The organism is Streptomyces sp. NPDC006326, assembly GCF_040612915.1.
In the GTDB taxonomy this organism is placed as follows: domain Bacteria; phylum Actinomycetota; class Actinomycetes; order Streptomycetales; family Streptomycetaceae; genus Streptomyces.
This window is the reverse complement of sequence record NZ_JBEXRC010000032.1, coordinates 14,344-36,805: the sequence shown is the minus strand read 5'-3', so window position 1 is coordinate 36,805 and position 22,462 is coordinate 14,344. Positions and strand designations below refer to the sequence as shown.

Annotated in this window: 16 protein-coding genes and 4 pseudogenes; 9 read left to right on the top strand and 11 right to left on the bottom strand. The window is 72.1% G+C overall.

Annotated features, from left to right (window positions below):
- Positions 1 to 70 precede the first annotated feature (70 nt).
- Genes ABZ128_RS23525 through ABZ128_RS23505 form a run of 5 tightly spaced genes read left to right on the top strand, consistent with a single transcriptional unit; the run spans position 71 to position 7,152 of the window.
- Complete coding sequence (locus ABZ128_RS23525; RefSeq protein WP_356850753.1) at positions 71 to 1,276, top strand: ATP-grasp domain-containing protein; 1,206 nt, start codon at positions 71 to 73, stop codon at positions 1,274 to 1,276.
- On the top strand, positions 1,273 to 3,000 hold the full coding sequence (locus tag ABZ128_RS23520) for an IucA/IucC family protein (protein WP_356850752.1): 1,728 nt from the start codon (positions 1,273 to 1,275) through the stop codon (positions 2,998 to 3,000). The genes ABZ128_RS23525 and ABZ128_RS23520 overlap by 4 nt, the downstream gene beginning before the upstream one ends.
- On the top strand, positions 2,997 to 4,226 hold the full coding sequence (locus ABZ128_RS23515) for an MFS transporter (protein ID WP_356850751.1): 1,230 nt from the start codon (positions 2,997 to 2,999) through the stop codon (positions 4,224 to 4,226). The genes ABZ128_RS23520 and ABZ128_RS23515 overlap by 4 nt, the downstream gene beginning before the upstream one ends.
- Entirely contained in the window at positions 4,226 to 5,947 is a 1,722-nt protein-coding gene (locus ABZ128_RS23510) for an IucA/IucC family protein (protein WP_356850750.1), read from the top strand. Before ABZ128_RS23515 ends, ABZ128_RS23510 begins: the two co-directional genes overlap by 1 nt.
- On the top strand, positions 5,944 to 7,152 hold the full coding sequence (locus ABZ128_RS23505; protein WP_356850749.1) for a type III PLP-dependent enzyme: 1,209 nt from the start codon (positions 5,944 to 5,946) through the stop codon (positions 7,150 to 7,152). Before ABZ128_RS23510 ends, ABZ128_RS23505 begins: the two co-directional genes overlap by 4 nt.
- Positions 7,153 to 7,383: 231 nt before the next feature.
- Here ABZ128_RS23505 and ABZ128_RS23500 read toward each other — a convergent pair whose 3' ends face one another.
- The 6 genes and pseudogenes from ABZ128_RS23500 to ABZ128_RS23475 form a co-directional block, all read right to left on the bottom strand.
- The gene (locus ABZ128_RS23500) at positions 7,384 to 8,565 is read right to left on the bottom strand and encodes a spore photoproduct lyase family protein (RefSeq protein WP_356850748.1); all 1,182 of its coding nucleotides are present in this window, start codon (positions 8,563 to 8,565) and stop codon (positions 7,384 to 7,386) included.
- Positions 8,566 to 8,619: 54 nt separating this feature from the next.
- Positions 8,620 to 9,102, bottom strand: a complete 483-nt coding sequence (locus ABZ128_RS23495) for an MSMEG_6728 family protein (protein ID WP_356850747.1) — start codon at positions 9,100 to 9,102, stop codon at positions 8,620 to 8,622.
- A 207-nt stretch (positions 9,103 to 9,309) separates the two neighbouring features.
- Positions 9,310 to 9,522: pseudogene (locus tag ABZ128_RS23490) on the bottom strand (CorA family divalent cation transporter); the annotation flags it as partial.
- A 379-nt stretch (positions 9,523 to 9,901) separates the two neighbouring features.
- Positions 9,902 to 10,151 (bottom strand): annotated as a pseudogene (locus ABZ128_RS23485) (transposase); the annotation flags it as partial.
- Between the two features lie 377 nt (positions 10,152 to 10,528).
- Positions 10,529 to 12,802 (bottom strand): peroxidase, encoded by a 2,274-nt coding sequence (locus tag ABZ128_RS23480; protein WP_356850746.1) that lies wholly within the window; start codon positions 12,800 to 12,802, stop codon positions 10,529 to 10,531.
- Between the two features lie 39 nt (positions 12,803 to 12,841).
- Positions 12,842 to 14,725 carry a galactose oxidase early set domain-containing protein gene (locus ABZ128_RS23475; RefSeq protein WP_356850745.1) on the bottom strand — a complete coding sequence of 628 codons (1,884 nt, stop codon included), beginning with the start codon at positions 14,723 to 14,725 and terminating at the stop codon, positions 12,842 to 12,844.
- Positions 14,726 to 14,957: 232 nt separating this feature from the next.
- Between ABZ128_RS23475 and ABZ128_RS23470 the strand changes: the two genes are divergently transcribed.
- Complete coding sequence (locus tag ABZ128_RS23470; RefSeq protein ID WP_356850744.1) at positions 14,958 to 15,368, top strand: hypothetical protein; 411 nt, start codon at positions 14,958 to 14,960, stop codon at positions 15,366 to 15,368.
- 442 nt (positions 15,369 to 15,810) lie between these two features.
- On the opposite strand, the pseudogene ABZ128_RS23465 reads toward ABZ128_RS23470, so the two are convergent.
- Together ABZ128_RS23465 and ABZ128_RS23460 are read right to left on the bottom strand one after the other, a co-directional pair.
- Positions 15,811 to 16,021, bottom strand: a pseudogene (locus tag ABZ128_RS23465) (hypothetical protein); the annotation flags it as partial.
- A pseudogene (locus ABZ128_RS23460) lies at positions 16,018 to 16,371 on the bottom strand (ATP-binding protein); the annotation flags it as partial. The pseudogenes ABZ128_RS23465 and ABZ128_RS23460, both read right to left, overlap by 4 nt.
- On the opposite strand from ABZ128_RS23460, the gene ABZ128_RS23455 reads away from it, so the two are divergent.
- Positions 16,337 to 16,783: an integrase gene (locus ABZ128_RS23455; protein ID WP_356850796.1), complete on the top strand. Its 447-nt coding sequence runs from the start codon at positions 16,337 to 16,339 to the stop codon at positions 16,781 to 16,783. The pseudogene ABZ128_RS23460 and the gene ABZ128_RS23455 sit on opposite strands and share 35 nt — an antisense overlap.
- Positions 16,784 to 16,844: 61 nt before the next feature.
- Here ABZ128_RS23455 and ABZ128_RS23450 read toward each other — a convergent pair whose 3' ends face one another.
- The 3 genes from ABZ128_RS23450 to ABZ128_RS23440 all read right to left on the bottom strand — a co-directional run bounded on the left by ABZ128_RS23450 (position 16,845) and on the right by ABZ128_RS23440 (position 19,303).
- Positions 16,845 to 17,474 carry a restriction endonuclease gene (locus ABZ128_RS23450; RefSeq protein WP_356850792.1) on the bottom strand — a complete coding sequence of 210 codons (630 nt, stop codon included), beginning with the start codon at positions 17,472 to 17,474 and terminating at the stop codon, positions 16,845 to 16,847.
- A 53-nt stretch (positions 17,475 to 17,527) separates the two neighbouring features.
- On the bottom strand, positions 17,528 to 17,740 hold the full coding sequence (locus ABZ128_RS23445) for a hypothetical protein (protein WP_356850743.1): 213 nt from the start codon (positions 17,738 to 17,740) through the stop codon (positions 17,528 to 17,530).
- A 399-nt stretch (positions 17,741 to 18,139) separates the two neighbouring features.
- Entirely contained in the window at positions 18,140 to 19,303 is a 1,164-nt protein-coding gene (locus tag ABZ128_RS23440; protein WP_356850742.1) for a magnesium and cobalt transport protein CorA, read from the bottom strand.
- A gap of 137 nt (positions 19,304 to 19,440) precedes the next feature.
- On the opposite strand from ABZ128_RS23440, the gene ABZ128_RS23435 reads away from it, so the two are divergent.
- Positions 19,441 to 20,631 carry a winged helix DNA-binding domain-containing protein gene (locus ABZ128_RS23435; protein ID WP_356850741.1) on the top strand — a complete coding sequence of 397 codons (1,191 nt, stop codon included), beginning with the start codon at positions 19,441 to 19,443 and terminating at the stop codon, positions 20,629 to 20,631.
- A gap of 36 nt (positions 20,632 to 20,667) precedes the next feature.
- Positions 20,668 to 22,398: an AMP-binding protein gene (locus tag ABZ128_RS23430; RefSeq protein WP_356850740.1), complete on the top strand. Its 1,731-nt coding sequence runs from the start codon at positions 20,668 to 20,670 to the stop codon at positions 22,396 to 22,398.
- Positions 22,399 to 22,462 lie beyond the last annotated feature (64 nt).

Below are 22,462 nucleotides of genomic sequence, written 5' to 3'. Positions count from 1 at the left end.
ACGGGGCGGGCCGACGCGGCCCGCCCCCGCCCGCCCCACCGCCACCACCCCCAGGAGAGGACCGTCCCCCATGCGGTTGTACCTGCTCGCACTCAACCCCACGGACTCCGTCACGGAGGGCTTCCTGCCGGCCGCCGCACGACTGGGCCTCGACGTCACCGTCCTCTCCGACGCGGCCGAACCCCACCGCCGCGCCTACGCCGCACTGCCCTGCCCACCCGAGGTGCTGGAGTGCGACGTACGTGACTTCCGCGAGGTCGTCGGCCTCGTCTCGCGCCACCACGCACCGGACGCCGTCTTCACCAACAGCGACCACCTCCAGACCCAGGCCGCCCTCGCCGCCGGGTACTTCGGACTGCCCGCGAAGGACTGGAAGGCCACGCTGCGCACGAAGAACAAGGCCGAGCTGCGCCGCCACCTGGCGGCCGCCGGGCTGGACGCGGTCCGGTCGGCCGAACTGGCCCCCGGCCAGGACCCGGCCGAACAGGATGTCCAGGCCATTGCCTTCCCCTGCATCGTCAAGCCCAGGGAGGGCGTGGCCAGCGAGGACGTTGCCCTGGCCGAGGACATGGGCGAACTGGTGCAGCGGTGCAAGGAGATCCGGCACCGCCGCCCCGACGGGGCCCTGGTCATCGAGGAATACCTGGCCGGCGAACTGTGCACGCTGGAGACCCTCGGCGACGGAGACCGCCTCCACGTGCTCGGCGGCTTCCGGACCCGGCTCTCCCCACCGCCCGGCTTCATCGAGGAGGTGATGGAGTTCGCCCACGCGCACCCCCGGCCCGTCGTCGACCAGGTCCTCGCCCAGCTGGACGCACTCGGGGTCGGCTTCGGCGCCTGCCACACCGAGTTCACCGTCCAGGCCGACGGCCGGGCCCGCCTCATCGAGGTGAACTACCGTGCCATAGGCGACCGGACCGACCTGGCGATGGCCCGGATCCTGGACATCCCCTACTTCGAGCACGTCCTGCGCACCCACTTCGGCGAGCCGCTCCCCGCCGACCTCGGCTCCCGGACCGACGTCCAGGCCCACAACCTGGCCGTCTGCGCCGACCGGGCCGGCACCCTGAGCTCCGCCCCCGAGGCCTGCGACCTGGTGATCGACGGCGTCGAACTCTCCTACCGCCCCCTGCGGGCCCTCGGCGAACGCCACCCGCACTACCGCACCAACCGCGACTACCTCGGCATGATCTGGGCTCTCGGCCCTGACCTCCCCGAACTACGCCGCGTCACAGCCGAGTTCGCCGCCGCCCACCAGTGGGAGATCACCCCGTGAGCGCCGAACGGCAGCTGACCCTGCGGGTGCTGTCCGCGCTGCTGCGCGAGGACGTGCTGGGCCTGCGCACCCGCAGCGTCCCCGTACACCGGGCGGACGGCGCGTGGCTGCGGCTCGACCTGGACGGCAGCGCGCTGCTGCTGCCCGTGGCCGAGGAGGGCTTCCAGTGCGAGTACGCCGCGCGGCTGCCGCTGCTGGAGGTGGACGGCGCCCGGCTCGACACCCTGGACGGCATCCTGGCCGCGCTGCGCGAGCGGGCCGAACCCCAGGACCGGGGCGGCCACGACGCCTTCGCCGAGGAGTGCCGGCAGACCCTGGCCACCATGGAGCTGCACGACACGGCGCAGCCCGGGGTGCTCGCCGCCCTGGCCGCCCGCTACGGCAGCGACCCCGCCCGCTGGGCCGGCCTGGGTGCCTCGCTCGCCCAGGACACCCTGGCCGCGTACCTCGACCACCCCGTGTACCCGACCGCCCGGGGCCGCTCGGGCCTCACCGCCGACGAACTCGCGCGCCACGCCCCGGAGTTCCACCCGTCGTTCCGGCTCCACTGGCTGGCCGTCCCCCACGGCGTACTGGACCTGCACGCCCTGGAGCCGCTGCCCGACTGGTGGCCCGGCCCCGAGCTGATCGGACTGCCCGGCCTGACCGACAGCCACGTCACCGTACCCGTCCACCCGCTCACCGCCGGGGGCCCGCTGCGGCAGGTCCTGCGCGAGGCCGGTCTGGAGGGCACGGCCGTACCGGGCCCCGTGCCGTACCTGGACGTCGTGCCCACGCTGTCGATGCGGACCGTGGCCGTCGCCCGGGACCCGCGCTGCCACCTGAAGCTGCCGCTGGCCACCGCCACCCTCGGGATGCGCAACCGCCGCACCATCAAGGCGGGCGTCCTCCCCGACGGCGCCGCCGGCCAGCGCCTGCTGGAAACCGTCATCGGTCTGGAACCGCGGTTCGCAGAGACGGTTCTGCACGCCGACGAGCAGAGCTACGCCGAAGGCGGCCACGAACTGCTGGCCGTACTGCTGCGGCGCTATCCGGCGGGCCTGGAGCAGGCGGTGACCGTACCGCTGGCCTCGCTCGCGGCCGTCGCACCCGGCGGGCGGCTGGTCGTGGACCACCTCGCCGAACGCTTCTACGACGGCGACCCGCTCGCCCTGTACGACGCGTTCCTGAGCCTCCTGCTCGACTGGCAGACCACCCTCTTCCGCTACGGCATCGCCCTGGAGTCGCACCAGCAGAACACCTCCCTGGTGTTCGACCGCGCCGGCGGCGCCACCCGGCTCCGGCTCCTCTACAAGGACAACGACGGCCTGCGGATCAACCGGTCCCGCCTGGACGCCGCGCTGGGCGAACTCGCGCCGTCCTCCAAGGAGTTCGACGACGCGCGGATCTTCTCGGACAGCGACCGCCCGCTCACCGACCTGTTCACGACCATCACCGGCCACCTGTGCACGGCCTCGCTCGCCTTCGCCCTGGCCGACCGGGGCCGGATCCCGCTGGAGAGCACCCTCGGCCTGCTGCGCGAACGGCTGACCCGGGCCGTCGACGGCCTGGGCCCCGAGGGCGCCGCGCTGCGCGCCGACCTGCTGGACGCCGACCGGCTCCCCGTCAAGGCCATGGTCACCGCGGGCACCCTGCTCAGCAAGGAGAGATCCGGCGCCGCCGACATCAACAAGCACTACACCAGCGGTCCCAACTACCTGAAGCGGACGGGGGTCGTGAGATGAGCACCGACACCATGGGCACCGACACCCTGGCCGGCTCCGCGGTGACCCCGCGGCGCTCGGCCGGCCTGGACCGCAGACAGGTGCACGCCATTGCCGCGTGCTACTTCGTCGCCTCCTTCGCGGCCCTCGGCCTGCCGCCCTACCTCACCGCGATCCTGCCGGCCCTCGGCGACCCGACGGGCAGCTGGGCCGGCGTGCTCTACATCGTGCCCACGGTGTTCAGCGCGCTGGGCGCACCGCTCTGGGGCCGGCTGGCCGACCGGTTCGGCCGCAAGCGGCTCCTGCTCCGCGCCCAACTCGGCCTCACCGTCTCCTTCCTGCTGGCGGGCGCCGCGCAGAGCCTGCCGGCCTTCACGGTCGCCCTCGTCCTGCAGGGGTTCCTCGGCGGCACCTTCGCCGCCACCAACTGCTACCTCGCCGCCGCCCTCGACGGCCCCCGGCTGTCGAAGGCCCTCACCCTGATGCAGGGCAGTGCCCGGGCCTCGCTGGTCGCCGCGCCGATCCTGGTCGGGGCGCTGACCCCGTGGATCTCACCGCACCGGCAGTACCTGGTGATGGCGGTCCTCCCGCTGGCGGCCGCCGGACTGCTGGCCCTGCTGCCCGAGCCGGGCCGCCCCGCGGCACCCACCGAAGCCGGCGAGTCGCAGGCGCCCGCACCGGCGGCGGGACCGCTGCGCCTGCTGTACGCCTTCGAGTTCGTGTTCGTCTTCTCCACCATCATTTCCTTCCCGTATCTGATATCCCTGGTCGAGGAACGGCTGCCCGGCATCTCCGGATCCGTCTCGGGACTCCTCTTCGCCCTGCCGCACCTGTGCTACCTGGTGTTCGCCGCCCGCGTGCACACCGCCTTCCTCGACCGCCCCCGGGCCGGCATCGCCCTGGGCTTCGCCTTCGTCGCCCTCGGCCTGGCCGGCCACGCCGTCGCCCACTCCCTGCCCGCCTTCGTCCTGGTGCGCCTGCTGCTCGGCGCCGGACTCACCCTCGGCCTGGTCTGCCTCTCGGTGCTCGCTGCCGAAGCCGCCCACGGCCGCGCCCCCGGACGCATGTTCGGCACCCTCGAATTCGTCTCCAAGGGCGGAGCGGTGGCCGCCGGCGCCGTCGCGGCCCTCGCCAACAGCACGCTCGGCTCCTCCGCCCCCGTGCTGATCGGCACCGCCGCCGCGCTGGCCACCGCACTCGGCGCCGCCGCGCTCGCCCTCTTCCCCCGTAGCCGATGGAGTCATTGATGCCTCTGCCCGTACAGCCGCTGACCTCCCCCGCCGTAGGCCTGCCCGCCGCCGACCACGCCGTGGCGCACACCCTGCTCAACTGCCTGCTGCGCGAGGTGTCCGGCCCCGAGCACCAGAGCGCCGTCGTCGACGGCCGGCTGCTGATCCGCCTGCCGCGGCGCGGCGTACTGCTCCGGGTCGCGCTGCGCCGCACCTCTCTGATCGGCGCGCACCGCTTCACCGGACCCGTCTTCGAGGAACGCCCGGACGGCTGGGCCGAGCTGCCCTGGCACCGGCTGGCCGAATACCTCGGACAGGAGCTGACCCTGCGCAGCGGAGTCGGCAACGAGGAGTTCATCGAGCAGGTGGCCTCCAGCCACGAGGGCGTCGCCAGCGCCCTGTCGGGCCGCGGCGAGTCCGGCGCCGACCGCTACCTGGAGTCCGAGCAGGCCCTCCTGTTCGGGCACCGCTTCCACCCCGCCCCCAAGTCCCGCTCCGAGGACCGCGCCGCGTGGGCCGCGTACGCGCCGGAGGCCCGCGCCTCCTTCCGGCTGCGCCACCTGGCGGTACGTGCCGGGCTGCTCGCCGAGGAGAGCCTCGACCCGGCCGTGACCGCGATGGTCGACGCTCTGGGCGAGGTCCCCGCCGGCTACCGGCTGCTGCCCGCTCACCCCTGGCAGTACGAGCTGCTGCGCGACAACCCCGCCCTCCGGGCCGCCGTCGAGCGGGGCGACGTACTGGACCTGGGCCCGGGCGGCGACCCGTTCACCGCGACCGCCTCGGTCCGCACCCTGTACGGCGAGGACGCGTTCCTGAAGTTCAGCCTGAACGTCCGGATCACCAACTGCCTGCGCAAGAACGCCGCGTACGAGCTGACCGGGGCCGTCGCCCTGACCCGGCTGCTGGCCCCGGCACTCGGCGAGCTGGCCCGGAGGTTCCCCGACGCCGCGATGCTGCGCGAGCCGGCCTTCCGCACGCTGGCCCTGCCCGGCCCCGGCGGCAGCGCCGACCTCGCCCTGTTCGAGGGCTTCGGTCTGATCGTCCGCGACGGCCTGGGCGGCGTCCTGCGGCCCGGTGTCACCCCGCTGCTGGCGGCGGCCGTGGCCGACGAGTACCCGACCAGCTCGGCCCACGTCTCCCGGCTGCTCGACGGCGCCGCGCCGCACGAGGCCCTGCGCTGGTGGGCGGCCTACCTGCGGCTGCTGCTGCCGCCCGTGCTCGCCGCGTACTTCGACCACGGCGTGGTCCTGGAGCCGCACCTGCAGAACGTGCTGATCGGCGTGGACGGCGACGGGTTCCCGGCCCAGGTCCTCTTCCGCGACCTGGAGGGCACCAAGCTCGTGCCCGAGCAGAATGCCGCGCTGCTGGCGCAGCTGCCCCCCGAGGTCGCCGGGCCGATGGCCTACGACCCGCAGCGCGGCTGGGACCGGGTGGTCTACTGCCTCCTCGTCAACCACGTCTCCGAACTGCTCGCGGCCCTCGCCGACCAGTACCCGGAGCTGGAGGGCGCCCTGTGGGAGGGCGTCCGCTCCGCCCTGCAGTCCTACGCCGACGAGCACGGCTGCCCGCCCCGACTGAGCGCCCTGCTCGCCGGCGTCCCGCTCCCGGCCAAGGCCAACCTGCTGACCCGCTGGGAACGCAAGGCCGACCGTGCGGCCGACTACGTGCGCCTGCCCTCCCCGATCGCCGAGTCCGTCCTGGCCGAAGCCGCCCGCCCCTCCGCCTGGAGCACCCGATGACCCTCACCCCCCTGGTGCGCGACCACGTGGCCGCGCTCGCCCCGGACGCGCTGCCGGCGTACGTCTACGACCTGGACGCGCTGCGCCGCCACGCGGCGGCCGTCCGCGCGGCGCTGCCCGCCCGCGTCGAGCTGTACTACGCGGCCAAGGCCAACCCCGAGCCGGCCGTCCTGGCGGCGCTGCGCGGATCGGTCGACGGCTACGAGGTCTCCAGCGGGGGAGAGCTGGCGCACGTCCGCCGGGCCGTGCCGGACGCACCGCTGGCCTTCGGCGGCCCGGGCAAGACCCCGGCCGAGATCGCCGAGGCCGTCGCCCTCGGGGTGCACCGCTGGCACGTGGAAGGCGTACAGGAACTGCACCGGCTGGCCGAGGTGCTCGCGACCACGCCGCAGGCTCCGGTCGACGTCATGCTGCGGGTCAACCTGCCGGTAGCCTCCGGCCAACTGGACTCGGTGGCCCTCGCGATGGGCGGCCGGCCCACCCCGTTCGGCATGGACCCGGACACCGCCGGGGAATGCGTAGGCCTGCTGGCGGGCCCGCTCGGCCGCCGGCTGCGGCTGCGCGGCATCCACGCACACCTGGCCAGCGGCCTGGACGCCGACGCCCAGGTGGCGGTGGCGGAGCGGATCACCGACTGGTCCGCGGAGCTCGCCGACCGCCACGCCCTCACCTTCGACGAGGTCAACATCGGCGGCGGCATGGCCGTCGACTACGCCGACCCGGCCGCCCGCTTCGACTGGACCGCCTTCGGGACCGGTCTGGAGAAGCTGCTCGACCGCCACCCCGGGCTGACCCTGCGCATCGAACCGGGGCGGGCCCTGACCGCGTACTGCGGCTGGTACGCCACCGAGGTGCTCGACGTGAAGCAGAGCCACGGCGAGGACTTCGCGGTGGTGCGCGGCGGCACCCACCACTTGCGCACCCCCGCCACCCGCGGCCACGACCAGCCGTTCACCGTGCTGCCCGTCGCCGAGTGGCCGCACCCCTGGTCCCGCCCCGCCGTCACCACCGGCCGCGCCACCGTGGCCGGGCAGCTGTGCACCCCGAAGGACGTCTTCGCCCACCGGCAGCCGGTGGAAGCCCTGCGCGCCGCCGACCGCGTGGTCTTCGCCCTCGCCGGCGCCTACGCCTGGAACATCTCCCACCACGAGTTCCTGATGCACCCCCGGCCCGGCTTCCACTTCCTCACCACCGAAACCCCCTGACCGCCGTCGCTGCGCGGCGGTGTCCCGGCCGTCGTCCCCGAAGGCGGTGATGGTGGGTAACCCAGGAGTGGAGGCCCGGAAGCCGGACCGCGGTGAGCAACTGGCCGTCCTCGCGCCCGGGAGGCCTGGCAGGACGCCGGTGCGCCCGAGGTCGCCCCGGAGCGCCTCGCCGCGGCCCACCGGAGCGGGGCGGGGCCGGCGGGGGTGTGCCGCCTGGGCGGCGGACGCCGGTCAGAAGGCGTACCGCACGCGGAGCCAGGGTGTCCGGTTCCGGATCATGCGGGACAGGGTTTCGACGGCCTCTCGTTTGACCGCGTTGCGGTAGCGCACGTTCCAGGCGCCGTTCTCGGACCGCTTGGGCTGCTGGAGGTCCTGTCGCCACAGGACGTCCTCGGCGCGGGGGTGCCAGCCGAGGTTGACCTCGTGCAGGTCCTGGTTGTGGGTGAGCATGATGATCTCCGCCGCGGCCTGTTCCTTGACCCGCCGCGGCAGTACGTCGTCCATCATGCACAGCAGATCGCCCCAGCCCTCGCTCCAGCCCGGGCGGATCACCACCGGAGAGAGGTTGAAGTGCACCTCGAAGCCGGCGTCCAGGAAGTCGGCGGCCGCCTCGACGCGGGCGGGGACCGGGCTGGTGCGGATGTCCAGGAGGCGGGAATCCTCCGGCGGCATGAGGGAGAATCGGATTCGCGTGCGGCCCTGCGGATCGAGCCGCAGCAGATCCGGATTGACCAGCTTGGTCGCGAACGAGGCCTTGGCCGTGGGCCAGCGGCGGAAGGCGCGGACGAGGTCGGCCGTGTTGTCGCTGATCAGGTCGTCCACCGAGCAGTCGCCGTTCTCGCCGATGTCGTAGACCCAGGCCCGTTCGTCACACTGGTTGGGTTCCCTCTTGGGGCCGGTGGCCGCGATGTGGCGGCCGAGGGCGCTCAGGACACGGTCGACGTTGGTGAAGACGGTGATGGGGTTGGCGAAACCCTTGCGGCGCGGGACGTAGCAGTACGCGCAGGCCATGGCGCATCCGTTGGACAGGCCCGGCGCGATCCAGTCGGCGGACCGCCCGTTCGGCCGGACGGAGAGGGACGTGCGTTCGCCGAGGACCAGCGTCTCCCGCTTGATCCTGACCCAGCGCCCGACGTTCCCCTCGTTGCCGTGCAGGTGCGGGATGCGCCAGTGGGACTCCGTCTCGACGAGCCGCGCGTCCGGGAAGCGTGCGAGGATCTGTCGGCCCCGCCAGGACGCGGCGGCGGCCGGTTCCGCGTGGATCTCCGTCACCCGCAGCAGCCTCTGCGCCTGCGGTCCGTCGCGGAACGGCCGGGCTCCCTCCGCCTCCGCCGAAGCGGCCGCCGCCACGAGGTCCGACACGTCGAACAGGCCCTCGGCCCCGTCGGCCGGCTTCGGGGGGCGCCGTCGCATGTCCACTCCACTCCACTCCTCTTCGTCGGATTCCGGCCCGGGAAGCACCGGCCCTCAGCCTGTCGGATCGCCGCTCTCCCGGTCGGACGCCGGCCAGAGGTAAGGCAGGTCATCCGGTACGTCGGGGAAGTGGCGGCGGTAGTGTTCCGGGTCCTTGCGCAGAAGCGCGGACTGGTGACTGCGGTGGAAGGCGGGGTCACCGAGCCAGGGCGGCAGGTCGCCGGCCGCCGCGAGCCCGCTCTGCTCGCGTACCACGGCTGACGGACGCCAGGCGAGGTAGTCCTGCATCAGGGTGACGGAGCAGGTGTCGGCGAGGCCCTCGGCGGTCCAGGTGCTGCAGACGTCCAGTCCGTAGCGCACCAGCGCCTCCTCGTATCCGGTCCACATCCGCACCGCGGGGTGGCGGCGCCACCCGTACGTCGGCACGGTCAGTCCTCGGAAGGCCTGGAGCGCCTCGACGCGCTGCTTGCCGAGCCGCCGCCGGTCGAGTACTGCCGCGGAGTCGGAGAAGCTCGGATAGGGGAGAAATGTCTGCATGGTCTTATTCCACAGCGGTGGTATCGGCGTCGCGAGGCCGTCGCGGCCACCCCGGCCGGACGCCGTCCGCCGTCGCCGGGGGGATGGGACACCTTCTCTTCCGGTATCCGGCCGCGCTCGGATGCACCCGGATCGCGAGCGTCGGCGTACGACCCCGCCGCCCGCGTCCGGGCGTGCGCAAGAGCCGAGTGGATTTTGATCTGCTGACTACAGCCAGTCCCGCTTCTTGAAGATCACGTACAGGCTCGTGCAGACCACGGCCATCAGCAGGATCGTGAAGGGATAACCGGCCGCCCACTTCAGCTCCGGCATCTCCTCGAAGTTCATGCCGTAGATCGTGCCGACCAGGGTCGGGGCGAAGAGGATGGCGGCCCAGGACCCCTTTCGGCGTCTTTCAGGGCTGTTTTGCTTCGTGTAGCCGATTCTCTCCAGGCACTCCCCAGAGCCGCTCGTACTCCCCAGATTCTCCCCAGCGAGACACTGAGATCGGCCCAGATGCCGTCGCTGGCTGGAGCCCAGACCGGCAACATCTACGACATCCTCCGCTACCCACCTCCGCCCGCACAAAGAGCACGCTGTTCTCTGTGTTGTTCTTCAACGTGTAGCGGACGACATACCACCACGTCCGGCGCCGGCACCGTCTCCTTCCACGAGCACACCGAAGGCGGCCACCTCCCCGCCCTGGAAGTCCCCAACCTCCTCGTGGATGGCATTCACGCCTTCTTCCGTCCCCTCCGCCACTGACACACGCTGCCTCGCCAGCACCCGCAAGGTCACGGCACGGGACACCGGCGCGGCAGCAGATGAGGGTGCAGGCGATGCTGGTGAAGGCAAGGAAGTGGTCGGCTTTGCGTTCGTAGCGGCGGTGGAGCCGTCGAGCAGCCGGCGAGCCAGGCCACGGTGCGTTCGATGGTCCACCGGTGTCGTCCGAGCCGCTGAGAGGATTCGATGCCTTTGCGGGCGATGCGGTGGCGAACGTCTCGGTCGGAGAGCCATTGTCGCAGGTGGTGGTAGTCGTAGCCCTTGTCGGCGTGGAGCTTGCCGGGTTTGCTCACCGTGCCGATACGTCGGCCATCACCCTGAGGCCGCGAAGGAGCCTCAGGCACCACCCGCTGCAACAACTTCCACAGCTCATCCGGCACCAGCCGCTCAACGATCCCCGCCACAGCCCACGGCCTACCGACCCAAGTCTTAGGCGCCTGAGGTGTCTGTCCGGTCCTCGCCCATCCCCGCGCGGGCGGGGTGGGCGAGGGCCAGGCAGGGCGTCAGGTCAGCGGGCGCGGCGAGTGCGCAGTCGGCGGGTGGGATCGGCACGGACGGCGCCGACGCCCGCTGCCGGCCCCTGCCCAACCCCTTGACCGGCGGGTGAGCGGTCACGGCAGGGCCCCCGGAGTGGGTTCCCGAGGGCCTCGGCGGTGGGGTGGGGTCAGCCCGGCAGCGGGCGGTCCCGCTGGACGACGGCGTCGGTGTGCGCCGAGCCGTCGGCGACGCTGATCACCCGGTAGCCGCCCTTGTGGAAGACCCAGTACCAGTTCTGGACGTTGCCCGGCTGCCGGCCAGGCACGGCCTGGACGGCGTCGACATGCTCCACCCCGGCGAGGGACGGCCACATGCCGAGCCCGCTGTCGTCCGTCTCGCGGCGGTCCCGGTAACCCCCGGCCTGCAGGGAGACGATCCGGTACCGCTGGCCCGCGGGCGTGGTGTGGAACATCCAGTAGTAGTACCGGCCGTCACCCCCGGGCTGCTTGTCGGGGATCGGCAGCACCGCGTCGACATGGATGACGGGGTCGGGCGCGGCGTCGAACGAGCTCCACTGGCTCAGCGGCCGCGCCCGGTTGCCGTCCACCCAGACCCGGACGGGCTCCTGTCCGTCGACGAGGACGCACCGGTAGCGCTGCCTGCCGTCGTCGCCCGTGAAGAACAGCCAGTGGCCGGACTCCCCGCCGACCTCCTGCCGGCCCGGGACGGGCCAGGCGGCGTCGACTCGCTTGATGTCGTGCAGGTCGTCCCAGAAGGACAGCGGCCGCCCGCCCGAGCCTTCGAGCGCGAGGGTGGCGTCGCCACCGCCGACCGAGGAGCTGAGCGGGACGGCCCTGCCGCCCTGGAAGGCGAGGTAGCGGCCCGAGTGCCCGGGCTGGGGGACCACCGCGTCGACCGGCCGCGCCTGGGGATCCGGCACGGGCGTGACCGACCCGCCGCTCTCCAGGCGCCCCTGGGCGAGACCGCGCAGGGTGCTCAGGGAGGGGTTGAAGGCGTACACCGCGCCCTCGGTCCTCACGAACGGGCGGAACCCGAGCGCCGTGGTCTGCCGCTCGCCCGCCGCGTTACGGCTCTCGAAGCTGACCTGGCCGTCGTTCACATCGGTCAGCTGCCCGCTCACCATGGGATCGGGGCCCGGCGGGTGCGGGCGGTCGTGCGGGAAGTCGGGGTCGTTGACCCAGTCGGCCTGGATGAACTCGAACTGCCGCACCAGGTCGGCCTGGTAGCAGACGAAGACGAGCCCCCGGGGGTCGTCGGCGCCGCCTCCCTCGCCCTGGGTGGGGTTGAAGGGCCGCCCGTAGGGGATGCCCCGGCGGATGATGCGCCGCTCGTCCATGAACTTCTCGTCGACGAGCTCGCCCTCGTCGACCAGTCCGTCGCGCGGGTTGGTCTTGCGCAGGTGGGAGAAGAGCGGGGTGACCAGACCGTCGGGGTCGTCCTTGAAGGTGATGTCGTTGTCCGGCTCGGGCTCCGGCTTCCCGGCCGGCTTCATCGGGCAGTTGGCGACCGACGCGCCGGACGGCCAGCGGCCCACCAGACGGGCGGCGAGCCACTCCTGGGTGGTCCGGTCGTCGACCGCCTTGGCGGCCTTGAGCTGCTTGAGCTCGATGCCGACCTGCGCCCACCAGCCGGGCACGTCCTGGTGGAGGCGGCGCAGGACCTGGAAGGAGCCGTTGCGCATCCAGGGCGGGACACCGGCGGGCCGCTTGCCGTCGCCGGTGGCGTCGACGACGAACTTGTCGGCCGAGATCAACCGGGTGCCGGGGTGGCCCAGCACATAGCCGGGGCGGGCCGGGTCCTCCTCCTCGAAGCCGCGCACGCCCGGCTCGCTGACGCCGTCCTTGAAGCCGAAGTGCTCCTTGCCCGCGGAGTCGCCGGGCAGGGTGGTCCCGTCCTGCTGGAAGACCACGACGGCCCCGGCGCGGGAAGCCGCCTCACGCTGCCGGGCCAGCTCGTTCCTGAGGTCGTCCTCGGTGTCGCAGGCGATCGTCAGGACGGCGTGCACGACGCGGGAGTGGTCGTAGCCGAACAACCAGCCCTTCGGGTCGCTGTCGTCGGTGTCGCCCAGGGCCAGCGCCCGGTCGGACGCGCCCTGGACGAACGCCTCGACCGTACTCCCGCCGGGCACGGAGTCGAAGATCTTCTCCTTGCCGGTGAAGAACTGGAGTCCGGGATGGGTGAGCGCGAGTCCCAGCCAGGTGGCCTTGAGGTGCTGGGGGTCGTCGCCCATCGAGTTGCGCCGGGCCTCGCTGAACCGGGCGTTGAATTCAGCGACCTGCCGGGTGGTGGCGATCTGCGGGACGAGGGCCTCCAGCCAGGAGCGGGCGGCGGTGACGTCGCCGAACTGGAGGAGGAGCAAGGACATGTGGTCCTTTTTGAAACCGGCCAGGATGTCGCCCTGGATCTCGGTGCTGTCGCGCAGCGTGAGCTGAGCGGGCATGAGTCTCCCTGAGGGTGTCGGGGACGGGGAGAGGCGCGGTCAGGCGCCCGGGCGCAGCTGCACCCACTGGGCGGTGCTGGGCACGCCCTGGTCGTCGAGCAGGAACAGCAGGTAGTACCCGGGGGGCGCTTCCTCGGCCGAGGCGGGGGTGCGCAGCACCAGCTTGTTGCCGGCGCGGCTGGCGATGGGCAGTTCGAGCCGGCGCTGGCTGGTGTCCACCGAGTGGGTGGAGGTGATGGGGGCCATCAGGACGGCCCGGCTGACCCGGTCCGGAGTGCTGGTGCTGACCCGCAGGTTGGCGGCGTACCCCTGCGGGGACGTGGGGACGCCGGACAGCGCCGGGCGGTCGCCCTGGTGCAGGTAGGCCGGCTCGTAGATCTCGATCGTGCCGTTCATGTCGGACTTCACGTCCGGGTCGTTGGCGATCTGCTGGAGCTCGTCGCCGGTGACCATGATGCGGCCGTCGGGCAGCAGCACCGCGTTGGAGTGGTAGGCGCGCGGCAGCCGCTGGACGGGGCCGAGGCGCCACTGGCCGCTGTCGTCGCGCAGCTCGATCTGCCGGTACTTCTCGTCGGCGTTGGGGTTGTACGGACCGTTGCCGTAGTCGCGGATGTCGTAGCCGCCGTTGACGGTGAACAGCTTGCCGTCGGGCAGGATCAGCGTGTCGTCCTGGGTGCGGCCGAAGGCGCGCGGGGTGTCCTTGGTCCAGCGGCCGCCGGAGAACTTGTAGGTGTTGGGGTCGTTGCGGTTGCCGCCCAGGATCAGGACGGAGTCCGGGCCGTTGACGCCGTTGGGCAGGGCGACCGCGGAGCCGTAGTTGCGCATGCCGCCGTCGGGGCGGTTGGTCAGCTTGCGGCTGGTCTGCTGCTCCGGGTCGAAGACGTACTGCTCGTCGTAGTTGCGCCCGAAGCCGTAGATCAGGCCGTCGCGCAGCGAGAACAGATGCGGGTAGTCGACCGTGAACTCCGCCTTGACGGGCCACTTGTCGAGCGGCTGGTGCAGCGGCCTGGTCGCCGGGTCGTGGGCGACGGCCGTGCCTTTGGCCGGGAAGCGCTCGATGCTCTTGGACAGTACGCCCCAACCGACGTCGGAGTGGCCGGAGGTGATGAACTGCCGGCCGTCGGCGCCAGTGACCACGGACGGGTACCAGCGGCCCTCCGCCATGTCCTGCTGTTGGAGCCAGGTCTCCTTCCACGGGTCGAAGACCAGCGCGAGGTGGGCGCCGGAGCCGTGGTTGCCGCCGAGGTTGCCGCCGAAGATGCCCACCATGCCGTTGGGCAGGTAGGAGTGCCCGGCGCAGAAGATCGGCGCTGGCCGTTCGTCGCCGGTGCCGTCGTCCATCTCGACCGTGGGCGGCGGTACGGCCTTGAAGGCGGAGGCCTTCGTGCCCTCCTCCGGGTTCCAGACGTAGGCGCGCCCGGCGTTGTCGCCGCCGATGACATCGGTGGGCGCGGTCTCCTTGTTCGGGTTGTCCTCGACGGGCTCGAAGGAGAACAGCAGGACCTTGCCCGTGGGCAGCAGCGCGACGTGGTCACCGAAGTCGGGGCTGGGGAAGTACTCGGTGAACTTGCCCCAAGTCTTCGCGTCGAACGCCGAGTTGATCTCTTTCTGGGACTCGGTCAGCCGCTTGAGGCTGCGGGTCCGCATGGGCTGCGAGTAGCCGTGGTCCATGGCCCGCATGCCGATGCGGTCGCGGGCCAGCTGTTCGGCGGCGTCCTGGCCGAGGGCCCCCACCTCGGCGGGGCGGACCTCCTCGCGGACCTGTTCGTCGGTGATGCGGATGCCGCCCGACCGGACCGGGGACTCGTGCGTCGGGGAGGGCTTCGAGCGGGTGGACGGGACGGAGGCGCCGGCGGGTGCGGTGGCGGACAGTGCGATCGCGGCACAGCAGACCGCGAGCGCCCATCTCCCTCTGCGGTACATCAGGCTCCTTAAGAGCGCATGGCAGCCACCCGGACAGAGCCGGGTGACCACGTAGGGTGACTGAACGAGGCGAGTAGATCACACACCGTAGCGACTTGGGAGCTGACGTCCGAGCGGAACGATTCGGCATGGCCCTTTGGTGTCCCACTCTGCGTGTCCGCAGGGGCGCGGAACGGCGCGCTGCTAGCAATGGGCCGACTCCCCTTCCCCTGCTCCAAGGAGGACCACTGCCATGCGCACGACTCGGGCCGCTCTCGCGGCCGTCGCGAGTGCCGTGACCCTGCTCGGCCTCTGCGCCGCCCCGGCCGCGGCGGACCCGCCCCAGCCGCCGCGCCACATCACTGGCAAGGTGATCCACGGCGGCGCCGACGGCCGCCCCCAAGAGCTGTTCTGTCCCGCGCCCTTCCAGGCCTACAGCGGCGGCTTCACCATCAAGGCCAGCAAGGACGCCCGCTTCATCGAGGAACCCGCCGACCTCCTGGAGAGCCGCCCCAACGACACCGCGACCGGCTGGATCGTCGCCGTACGCAAGGGCCAGCTCCTGCCGTCACCGCACCACCACCGCGCGCACTCGCGGATCGAGCCGGCCGACCTGGTCGTCCACGTGGTGTGCACACAGGACATGCCGACGCACGGTATGTGACCGTCCCCGCCGCGGGACCGCCGGCGCCTCGTCCCGCGCCGGCGGTCCCGCGGTGCTGAACTACCCTGACCGGTGTGCTGCGGATGTGACTGCTGTTCTATACGTGACCCCCCTGCGGTCCGGCGGCTCCGTGCCCACAGTCGTGGAGGCCGACGACCTCGATCCTCCCCAGCAGCTCCCCAGCAGCTCCCCAGCGGGGCTTCGTTCTCCCCAGATTCTCCCCAGCCGCAGCTGCCCGGGAAGACGGATCGTCACTGGCCAGAGCCTGGTCCGAGCGTCGCGCCAGGTAGATGGTCTTCCCGCGACGTTCGCCTGAGACAGGTAGGCCGCGGCCCGGCCCAGGGCCTCGTGCTCCTTTGCCAGCAGCTTGCTACGCCGACGTGCTACGCACAGCTTCGCGCTCTCCTGGCTGGTTGTTCCGGGCTTGGTCCCGTCGTCGATGCGTTGCCGGCCACGCCCACTGGCGGGCTGGGGAAGCGCTGAGGCCGTGCTGCCCCGCGACTTCGGCGAGATGGGCGGGAGAGCCAGAATCCTGCTGCGGTGAGCGCGACGATGACGCAGCCTGCGATGGCCAGTGCGTACCGCTCAGCCGTCTGCGTGCGGTGGGAGGTGGTGGTCGAGCGGGTGGTGCTCCAAGGGGTTGGCGCGTTCATGCGGCAGGGGAGGTGCGACGGCGGTCGGCGCCGTCGAGGACGACCCGGTGGGTCATCTCGGAGAGGCGGGAAGCCACGCGGTCGCCGAGGGCGGTGCGGAGCTCGGGGACGGGAAGGTTGGTCGTGAGCAGCGTGGGGCGCAGGTACTCGTACCGGTGGTTGATCAGCCGGTAGGTCGGCTCCTCCGTCCACTCGCTGCCCTTGGCAGCGCCGAGGTCGTCCATGAGCAGCAGCGGGCAGCGGGCCAGGGTGTGCAGCTCACGTTCCGCGTCGAGGCCGGGGCGGGGCCTCAGGCGGGCGTACAGGTCGGCGGCTGTGACCGCCTCCCAGCGCAGGCGGACGCCGGCTGTCGACGTCGAGCTGCCCTGGGGCGGTCCCGAAGCGGATCGGGAGAAGCGTTCCTTCCCACTGGTCCTTGCCACGACCTACGGCAATGCCATCCGCGCCAACATCTTCAACGACGAGGTGTGGAAGCCCGCCCTGGCGAAGGCCGGCGTGATCCCCGTGCGGGAGAAGGGCCGGCGCTGGAAGACCTCCCGCAGGGACGGCTTTCACGTACTCCGACACACCTACGCTTCCGTGATCCGCGAGGCGGGTGAATCCGTCGTCACCCTCGCCCGGTGGCTCGGCCACTCCAGCCCGACCATCACCCTCGACCACTACGCCTTCATGCCCGAGGCCGGAGGCAAGGGGCGTGCGGCTGTCGACGCGCTGCTCGGAGTGGCCCCTCAGTACGTCCCGGAAGACCTTGCCCTTGCCTGAGAACCGGTGGCACAGCACATGCTGTGCCACCCGTTCTCGTTGGCGGGTCACGCGCTGATTCTCATGCCGCTCGACGCCACGGCAGGCGCGCGCGTCTTGCGGGCAGGCCGAGGAGTTCGTGCAACGCCTTGCCCTCGTGGGCCCAGTGGTTCAGTCGGTCGCGGTCCACCCACCGCACGCCGTGTCGGTCGCCCCACGCCATGGCGTCGCGGGTGAATGCGCCGTTGGTGACGACGACCGCGTGGTCCGCCCTGTGTGCGGGACCCGCCGTTCCGTTCACCTGGTACATCACCGACGAGCCGACCTTGCCGCCGACACGGGTGTGCTTCGCCTGCACCACGATCCGCCCGAGGGGTATCCGGACGCCGATGACGTCCGCGGCTTGGTCTCCGCCGCCGCCCACCCTCCTGGCCGCCCAGCCGTCGCGGACGAGGAGGTCGCGCAGCGCGTACTCGAACTGCTGGTCGTCCATCGCGTCCAACTCGGACAAGGTGATGCGCAGACGGGCCAGTCTCTCGCTGTCCGCGCGATGCCGACGGGAGCCCCGTACCCGGAGGCAGGCCAAGCCGACGGCGAGGGCGAGACCGATCAGGACCACCAGTGGCCAGGCCGCGGCGGCCCTCGTCAGGAGGCGCGATGCGGCCTGTGCCAGGGCGACCGTGAGCGCGAGGGCAACGGCTGCCGCACCCAGTAGGTCTGCGGTACTGCGCGGTCGCCACCGGATGCTTCGCCGTCGCCGGGCCGTCACTGCCCGGCCGCTGGCGCGGAGACGGCGGGCTTCGGCGCGGGCTGCTGTTCGGTGGTGCTGTCGCCGAACCCGAAGACCTGGCCCCAGAGCCACACCACCGCGCACAGGCCGGCCACTGCCCAGACGCTCAGGCCCTTGGCAGACTTCGGCCCCGGCTTGCGGCGGAGGTGGCTTCGTACGCGCACGTATCCGTCCGGAACCTTCGGCATGCTGATTCCCTCCCCATCGGTCCACGCCATGCGGACCTCCAGATCGGTTGTAGCTGCGGCCACTGACATAACCTGATACACCGTCATGATCGTGTGGGCGGCAAGGGTGCAAGTCGGCCATGTCTTCGCGAGTCCCTGGCTGACTGCATGGCCCGCTGGCCTGCGAGTGGGCTTTCCGGTTGCGTGTCACGTACTGGAAATGCAGGGCAGATCGAATGGCCAGTTCCTGCGGAGCGCGGCTGGCGACGACTGCGCCGGGCGCCGCCCCCGTTGAGGCGGCGACGCTGAGGGTGGTCGACCCTCTGCCGCGCATTCTCCCCAGATTCTCCCCACGGGGCCTCTGAGGGCGTGATCCATGGTTCGCTTGCGCTAAGTCGATCAAGCTCGTGCGGTGGATCGCTACAGCCAGTCACGCTTCTTGAAGATGACGTACAGGCTCGTACAGACCACCGCCATCAGCAGGATTGCGAAGGGGTAGCCCGCCGCCCAGTGGAGTTCCGGCATGGTCTCGAAGTTCATGCCGTAGATGGTTCCCACCAGGGTCGGGGCGAAGAGGATGGCGGCCCAGGAGGAGATCTTCTTGATCTCCTCGTTCTGTTCGAAGCCGGCTTCGGCCAGGGCGCGCATTTCGGCGTTCTGTTGTTGGGAGACCAGGGTGGCGTTGACCGTGAGGATTTCGGTCAGGGCCTGGCGGAAGCCGTCCACGCGTTCGCTGGTGTGGGTGACGTGGTCGGCCACGTCGCGGAGGTAGCGCTGGAGCTCCTCGTCGGTGCCGTACTTCGCGAAGCCCGCCATCAGGCCGTGGAGCATGCCGACCAGGGGGCGGGTGGCGCGTTGGAACTCGACCATTTCGCGGGAGAGTTCGTAGATGCGGCGGGAGACCTCGGGGTCGCCGCGGAAGACCTCGGTCTCGATCTCGTCCATGTCGTTCTGGACGCCCTCGACGACGGGGGCGTACCCGTCGACCACCGCGTCGAGGATGGCGTACAGGGCGGCTTCCGGGCCGAGGGACAGGAGTTCCGGGGTTCCCTCCATGCGGCGGCGGACCGCGGAGAGGTCGGGGGCGGCTCCGTGGCGGACCGTAATCAGGAAGTCCGGGCCGACGAAGACGTGGAGTTCACCGAACTCGACCTCCTCCGGCGCGTCCAGGTAGCGGGCGGCGCGCAGGACGACGAAGAGGGTGTCTCCGTAGCGCTCAAGCTTCGGGCGCTGGTGGGCCTCCAGGGCGTCTTCGACGGCGAGCTCGTGGAGGTTGAACTCGGCGGCCAGGGAATGCAGTTCGGCCTCGGTCGGGCGGTGCAGGCCGATCCAGGCCATGCCGTCCGGCTCCTCGTGCAGCTGCCGGAAGGTGTCCGCGAGGGTGGCGGGGGAGGCGACGCGGCGGCCGTCGCGGTAGACGGCGGAGTCGATCACGCTGCGGTGCTCGGGCGGTGCGGCCCCGGCGGGCGCCGGCCGTCCGGCGGCCGGCGGGGAGGCGGGGGGCGTGGCGGGCGCGGACGTGGAGCGGCGCCAGGGCGGGCGCTTGGGAGACGGCGGGGGGCGGCGGTCCGGACGCTCCGACATCGCAGGTCAGCTCCCGGTCGAACGTGTGTGGAGGGCAAGGGCAGGATAGGGGCGTGGAGGGATTTTTCCCGTGAGGGACGGTCTTCGCGGGGCGGTTGCGGACAGAAGGTGTCCGCAAGCGGGGATAGCTTGCGGGCATGGCTTCCAGGACGACGACGCATCCCGTACTCGACACCCGTGCGCTCAACCGCGCCACCCTCGCCCGCCAGCTGCTCCTCGGCCGCGCCGGGATGTCCGCGCAGGACGCGGTCGCGCACCTGCTCGGGCTGCAGGCGCAGAACGTCAAACCGCCCTACTTCTCCCTGCACGCCCGGCTCGCGCACTTCCGGCCTGCCGAGCTCGCCGGGCTGATGGAGACCCGGCAGGTGGTCCGGATGGTGACCATGCGGTCCACCATCCACACCCACACCGCCCACGACGCGCTCACCCTGCGGCCGCTCGTCCAGGGCGCCCGGGACCGGGAGCTCGGGTACTTCCGCAAGGGTCTGGCCGGCGTGGACCTCGACCGGCTCGCCGAGCGGTCCCGTGCGTACGTCGAGGCCGAGCCGCGCACCATGGCGGAGATCCGCGGGGAACTGCTGGCGCAGTGGCCGGGCGCCGACCCGCAGGCGCTGTCCGTCGCCGCCCGCTGCCTGCTGCCGCTCGTACAGGTCACCCCGCGCGGGGTGTGGGGGCGCAGCGGGCAGGTGCGGCTCACCACCCTGGAGCGGTGGCTCGGGGAAGCCCCCGGGCAGCCGCAGGGCCCGCAGGAGTCCGTGGACGACGTCGTGCTGCGCTACCTCGGGGCGTTCGGCCCGGCCTCCGTGAAGGACATGCAGGTCTGGGCCGGTCTCACCCGGCTCCGGGAGGCCTTCGAGCGGCTGCGGCCGCGCCTGCTCGCCTTCCGGGACGAGAACGGGGCCGAGCTCTTCGACCTGCCCGACGCGCCCCGCCCGGACCCCGACACCCCGGCGCCGCCCCGCTTCCTCCCCGAGTTCGACAACCTGCTGCTCTCCCACGCCGACCGCACCCGGGTCGTCGCCCCCGAGCTGAAGGGCCGCAGCTGGGCGGGTAACCAGGCCTACCGCACCCTCCTCGTGGACGGTTTCCTCGCCGGACTGTGGAAGCCGGAGGGCGGCGATCTCACCGTCGAGCTCTTCGGCCGGGTCCCGGCCGGGCAGAAGGACGCCATCGTCGCCGAGGGCGAGCGGCTGCTCCGCGACATGACCGAGAAGACCGGGGAGACCGAGAAGACCGAGAAGACCGGGGACACCGAGAAGACCGGGGAGGCCGAGGGGAGCGGGGCCGGCGCCGGCGGCCGCGTCCGCTTCGGGTCAATCCGCGGCTGACGCAGCTCTGGTGGGGCACCCGGACGGCACGGCACGATGCCCCCCATGACGCACAACATCGCCGAGAACAGCAGCGCCGGCGCCGAGTTCCTGGCCGCGCGGGACTTCCTGCTGGAGCGCCGCGGGGACTACGCGGCCGCCTACGCCGGATTCACCTGGCCGCGGCCCGAGCGCTTCAACTGGGCCCTGGACTGGTTCGACCACATCGCCGCGGACACCGCCGACACCGACGCCCTGCGCATCGTCGAGGAGGACGGCACCAGCCGCTCCCTCACCTTCGCGCAGCTGTCCGCCCGCTCCGGCTCCGCCGCCACCTGGCTGCGCGAGCAGGGCGTCGCCGCCGGCGACCGGGTGCTCGTCATGCTCGGCAACCAGCAGGAGCTGTGGGAGGTCATGCTCGGCGCGATGAAGCTGCGCGCCGTCGTCATCCCCGCCACCCCGCTGCTGGGGCCGGCCGACCTCAGCGACCGGATCGAACGCGGTCACGTCCGCCACGTCGTCGTGCGCGCCGAGGACACCGGCAAGTTCGACGCGGTTCCGGGAAACTACACCCGGATCGCCGCCGGGTCGCAGGTGCCCACCGGCTGGCGGCGCCTGGAGGACATGTACGCGGCCGACCCGGCCTTCGTCCCGGACGGCCCCACCCTCGCCGCCGACCCGCTGATGCTGTACTTCACCTCGGGCACCACCGCCCGCCCCAAGCTGGTGGAGCACACGCACGCCTCGTACCCCATCGGGCACCTGTCCACCATGTACTGGCTCGGGCTGCGCCCCGGCGACGTCCACCTCAACATCGCCTCGCCCGGCTGGGCCAAGCACGCCTGGTCCAACCTCTTCGCCCCGTGGAACGCCGGCGCCACCGTCTTCGTGCACAACTACACCCGCTTCGACGCCGAGCGGCTCATGGCCGAGATGGACCGGCACGGGGTGACCACCTTCTGCGCCCCGCCCACCGTCTGGCGGATGCTGATCCAGTCCGACCTCACCCGCCTGCGCACGCCCCCGCGCGAGGCCGTCGCCGCGGGCGAACCGCTCAACCCGGAGGTCATCGAGCAGGTCCGGCAGGCCTGGGGACTCACCATCCGCGACGGCTTCGGCCAGACCGAGACCACCCTCCAGGTCGGCAACTTCCCCGGGGCGCCCGTCAAGCCCGGCTCCATGGGACGCCCGGCGCCCGGCTACGAGATCGTCCTCCTCGACCCGGTCACCGGCAAGGAGTCCCCCGACGAGGGCGAGCTCTGCGTCGACCTGCGCCCGCGGCCCGCCGGCGTGATGACCGGCTACCGCGACGACCCGGAACGCACCGCCGAGGCCATGGCCGACGGCCTCTACCGCACCGGCGACATCGCCTCGCGCGACGAGGACGGGTACCTCACCTACGTGGGCCGCAGCGACGACGTCTTCAAGGCCTCCGACTACAAGATCAGCCCGTTCGAGCTGGAGAGCGCCCTGCTGGAACACGAGGCCGTGGCCGAGGCCGCGGTCGTACCGGCCCCCGACCCGCTGCGGCTGGCGGTGCCGAAGGCGTACATCGCGCTCGCCGCCGGCTGGGAGCCGGGGCCCGAGACGGCCCGGGTGCTCTTCGCGCACTCCCGGGCCGTACTGGCCCCGTACAAGCGGATCCGCCGGATCGAGTTCGCGGAGCTCCCGAAGACCGTGTCCGGCAAGATCCGCCGGGTCGAGCTGCGCGACCTCACGGCGGCCGGCTCCGCCGCGGAATACGACGAGGCGGACCTGGGCCGGCCCGGCCTGTCGTCATCCGAGTAGACACTCCTCCGAGGAGGTGGGCTCGGCTCCCGAGCAGTACGGCGTCCACCGGACCGCGGCCGGG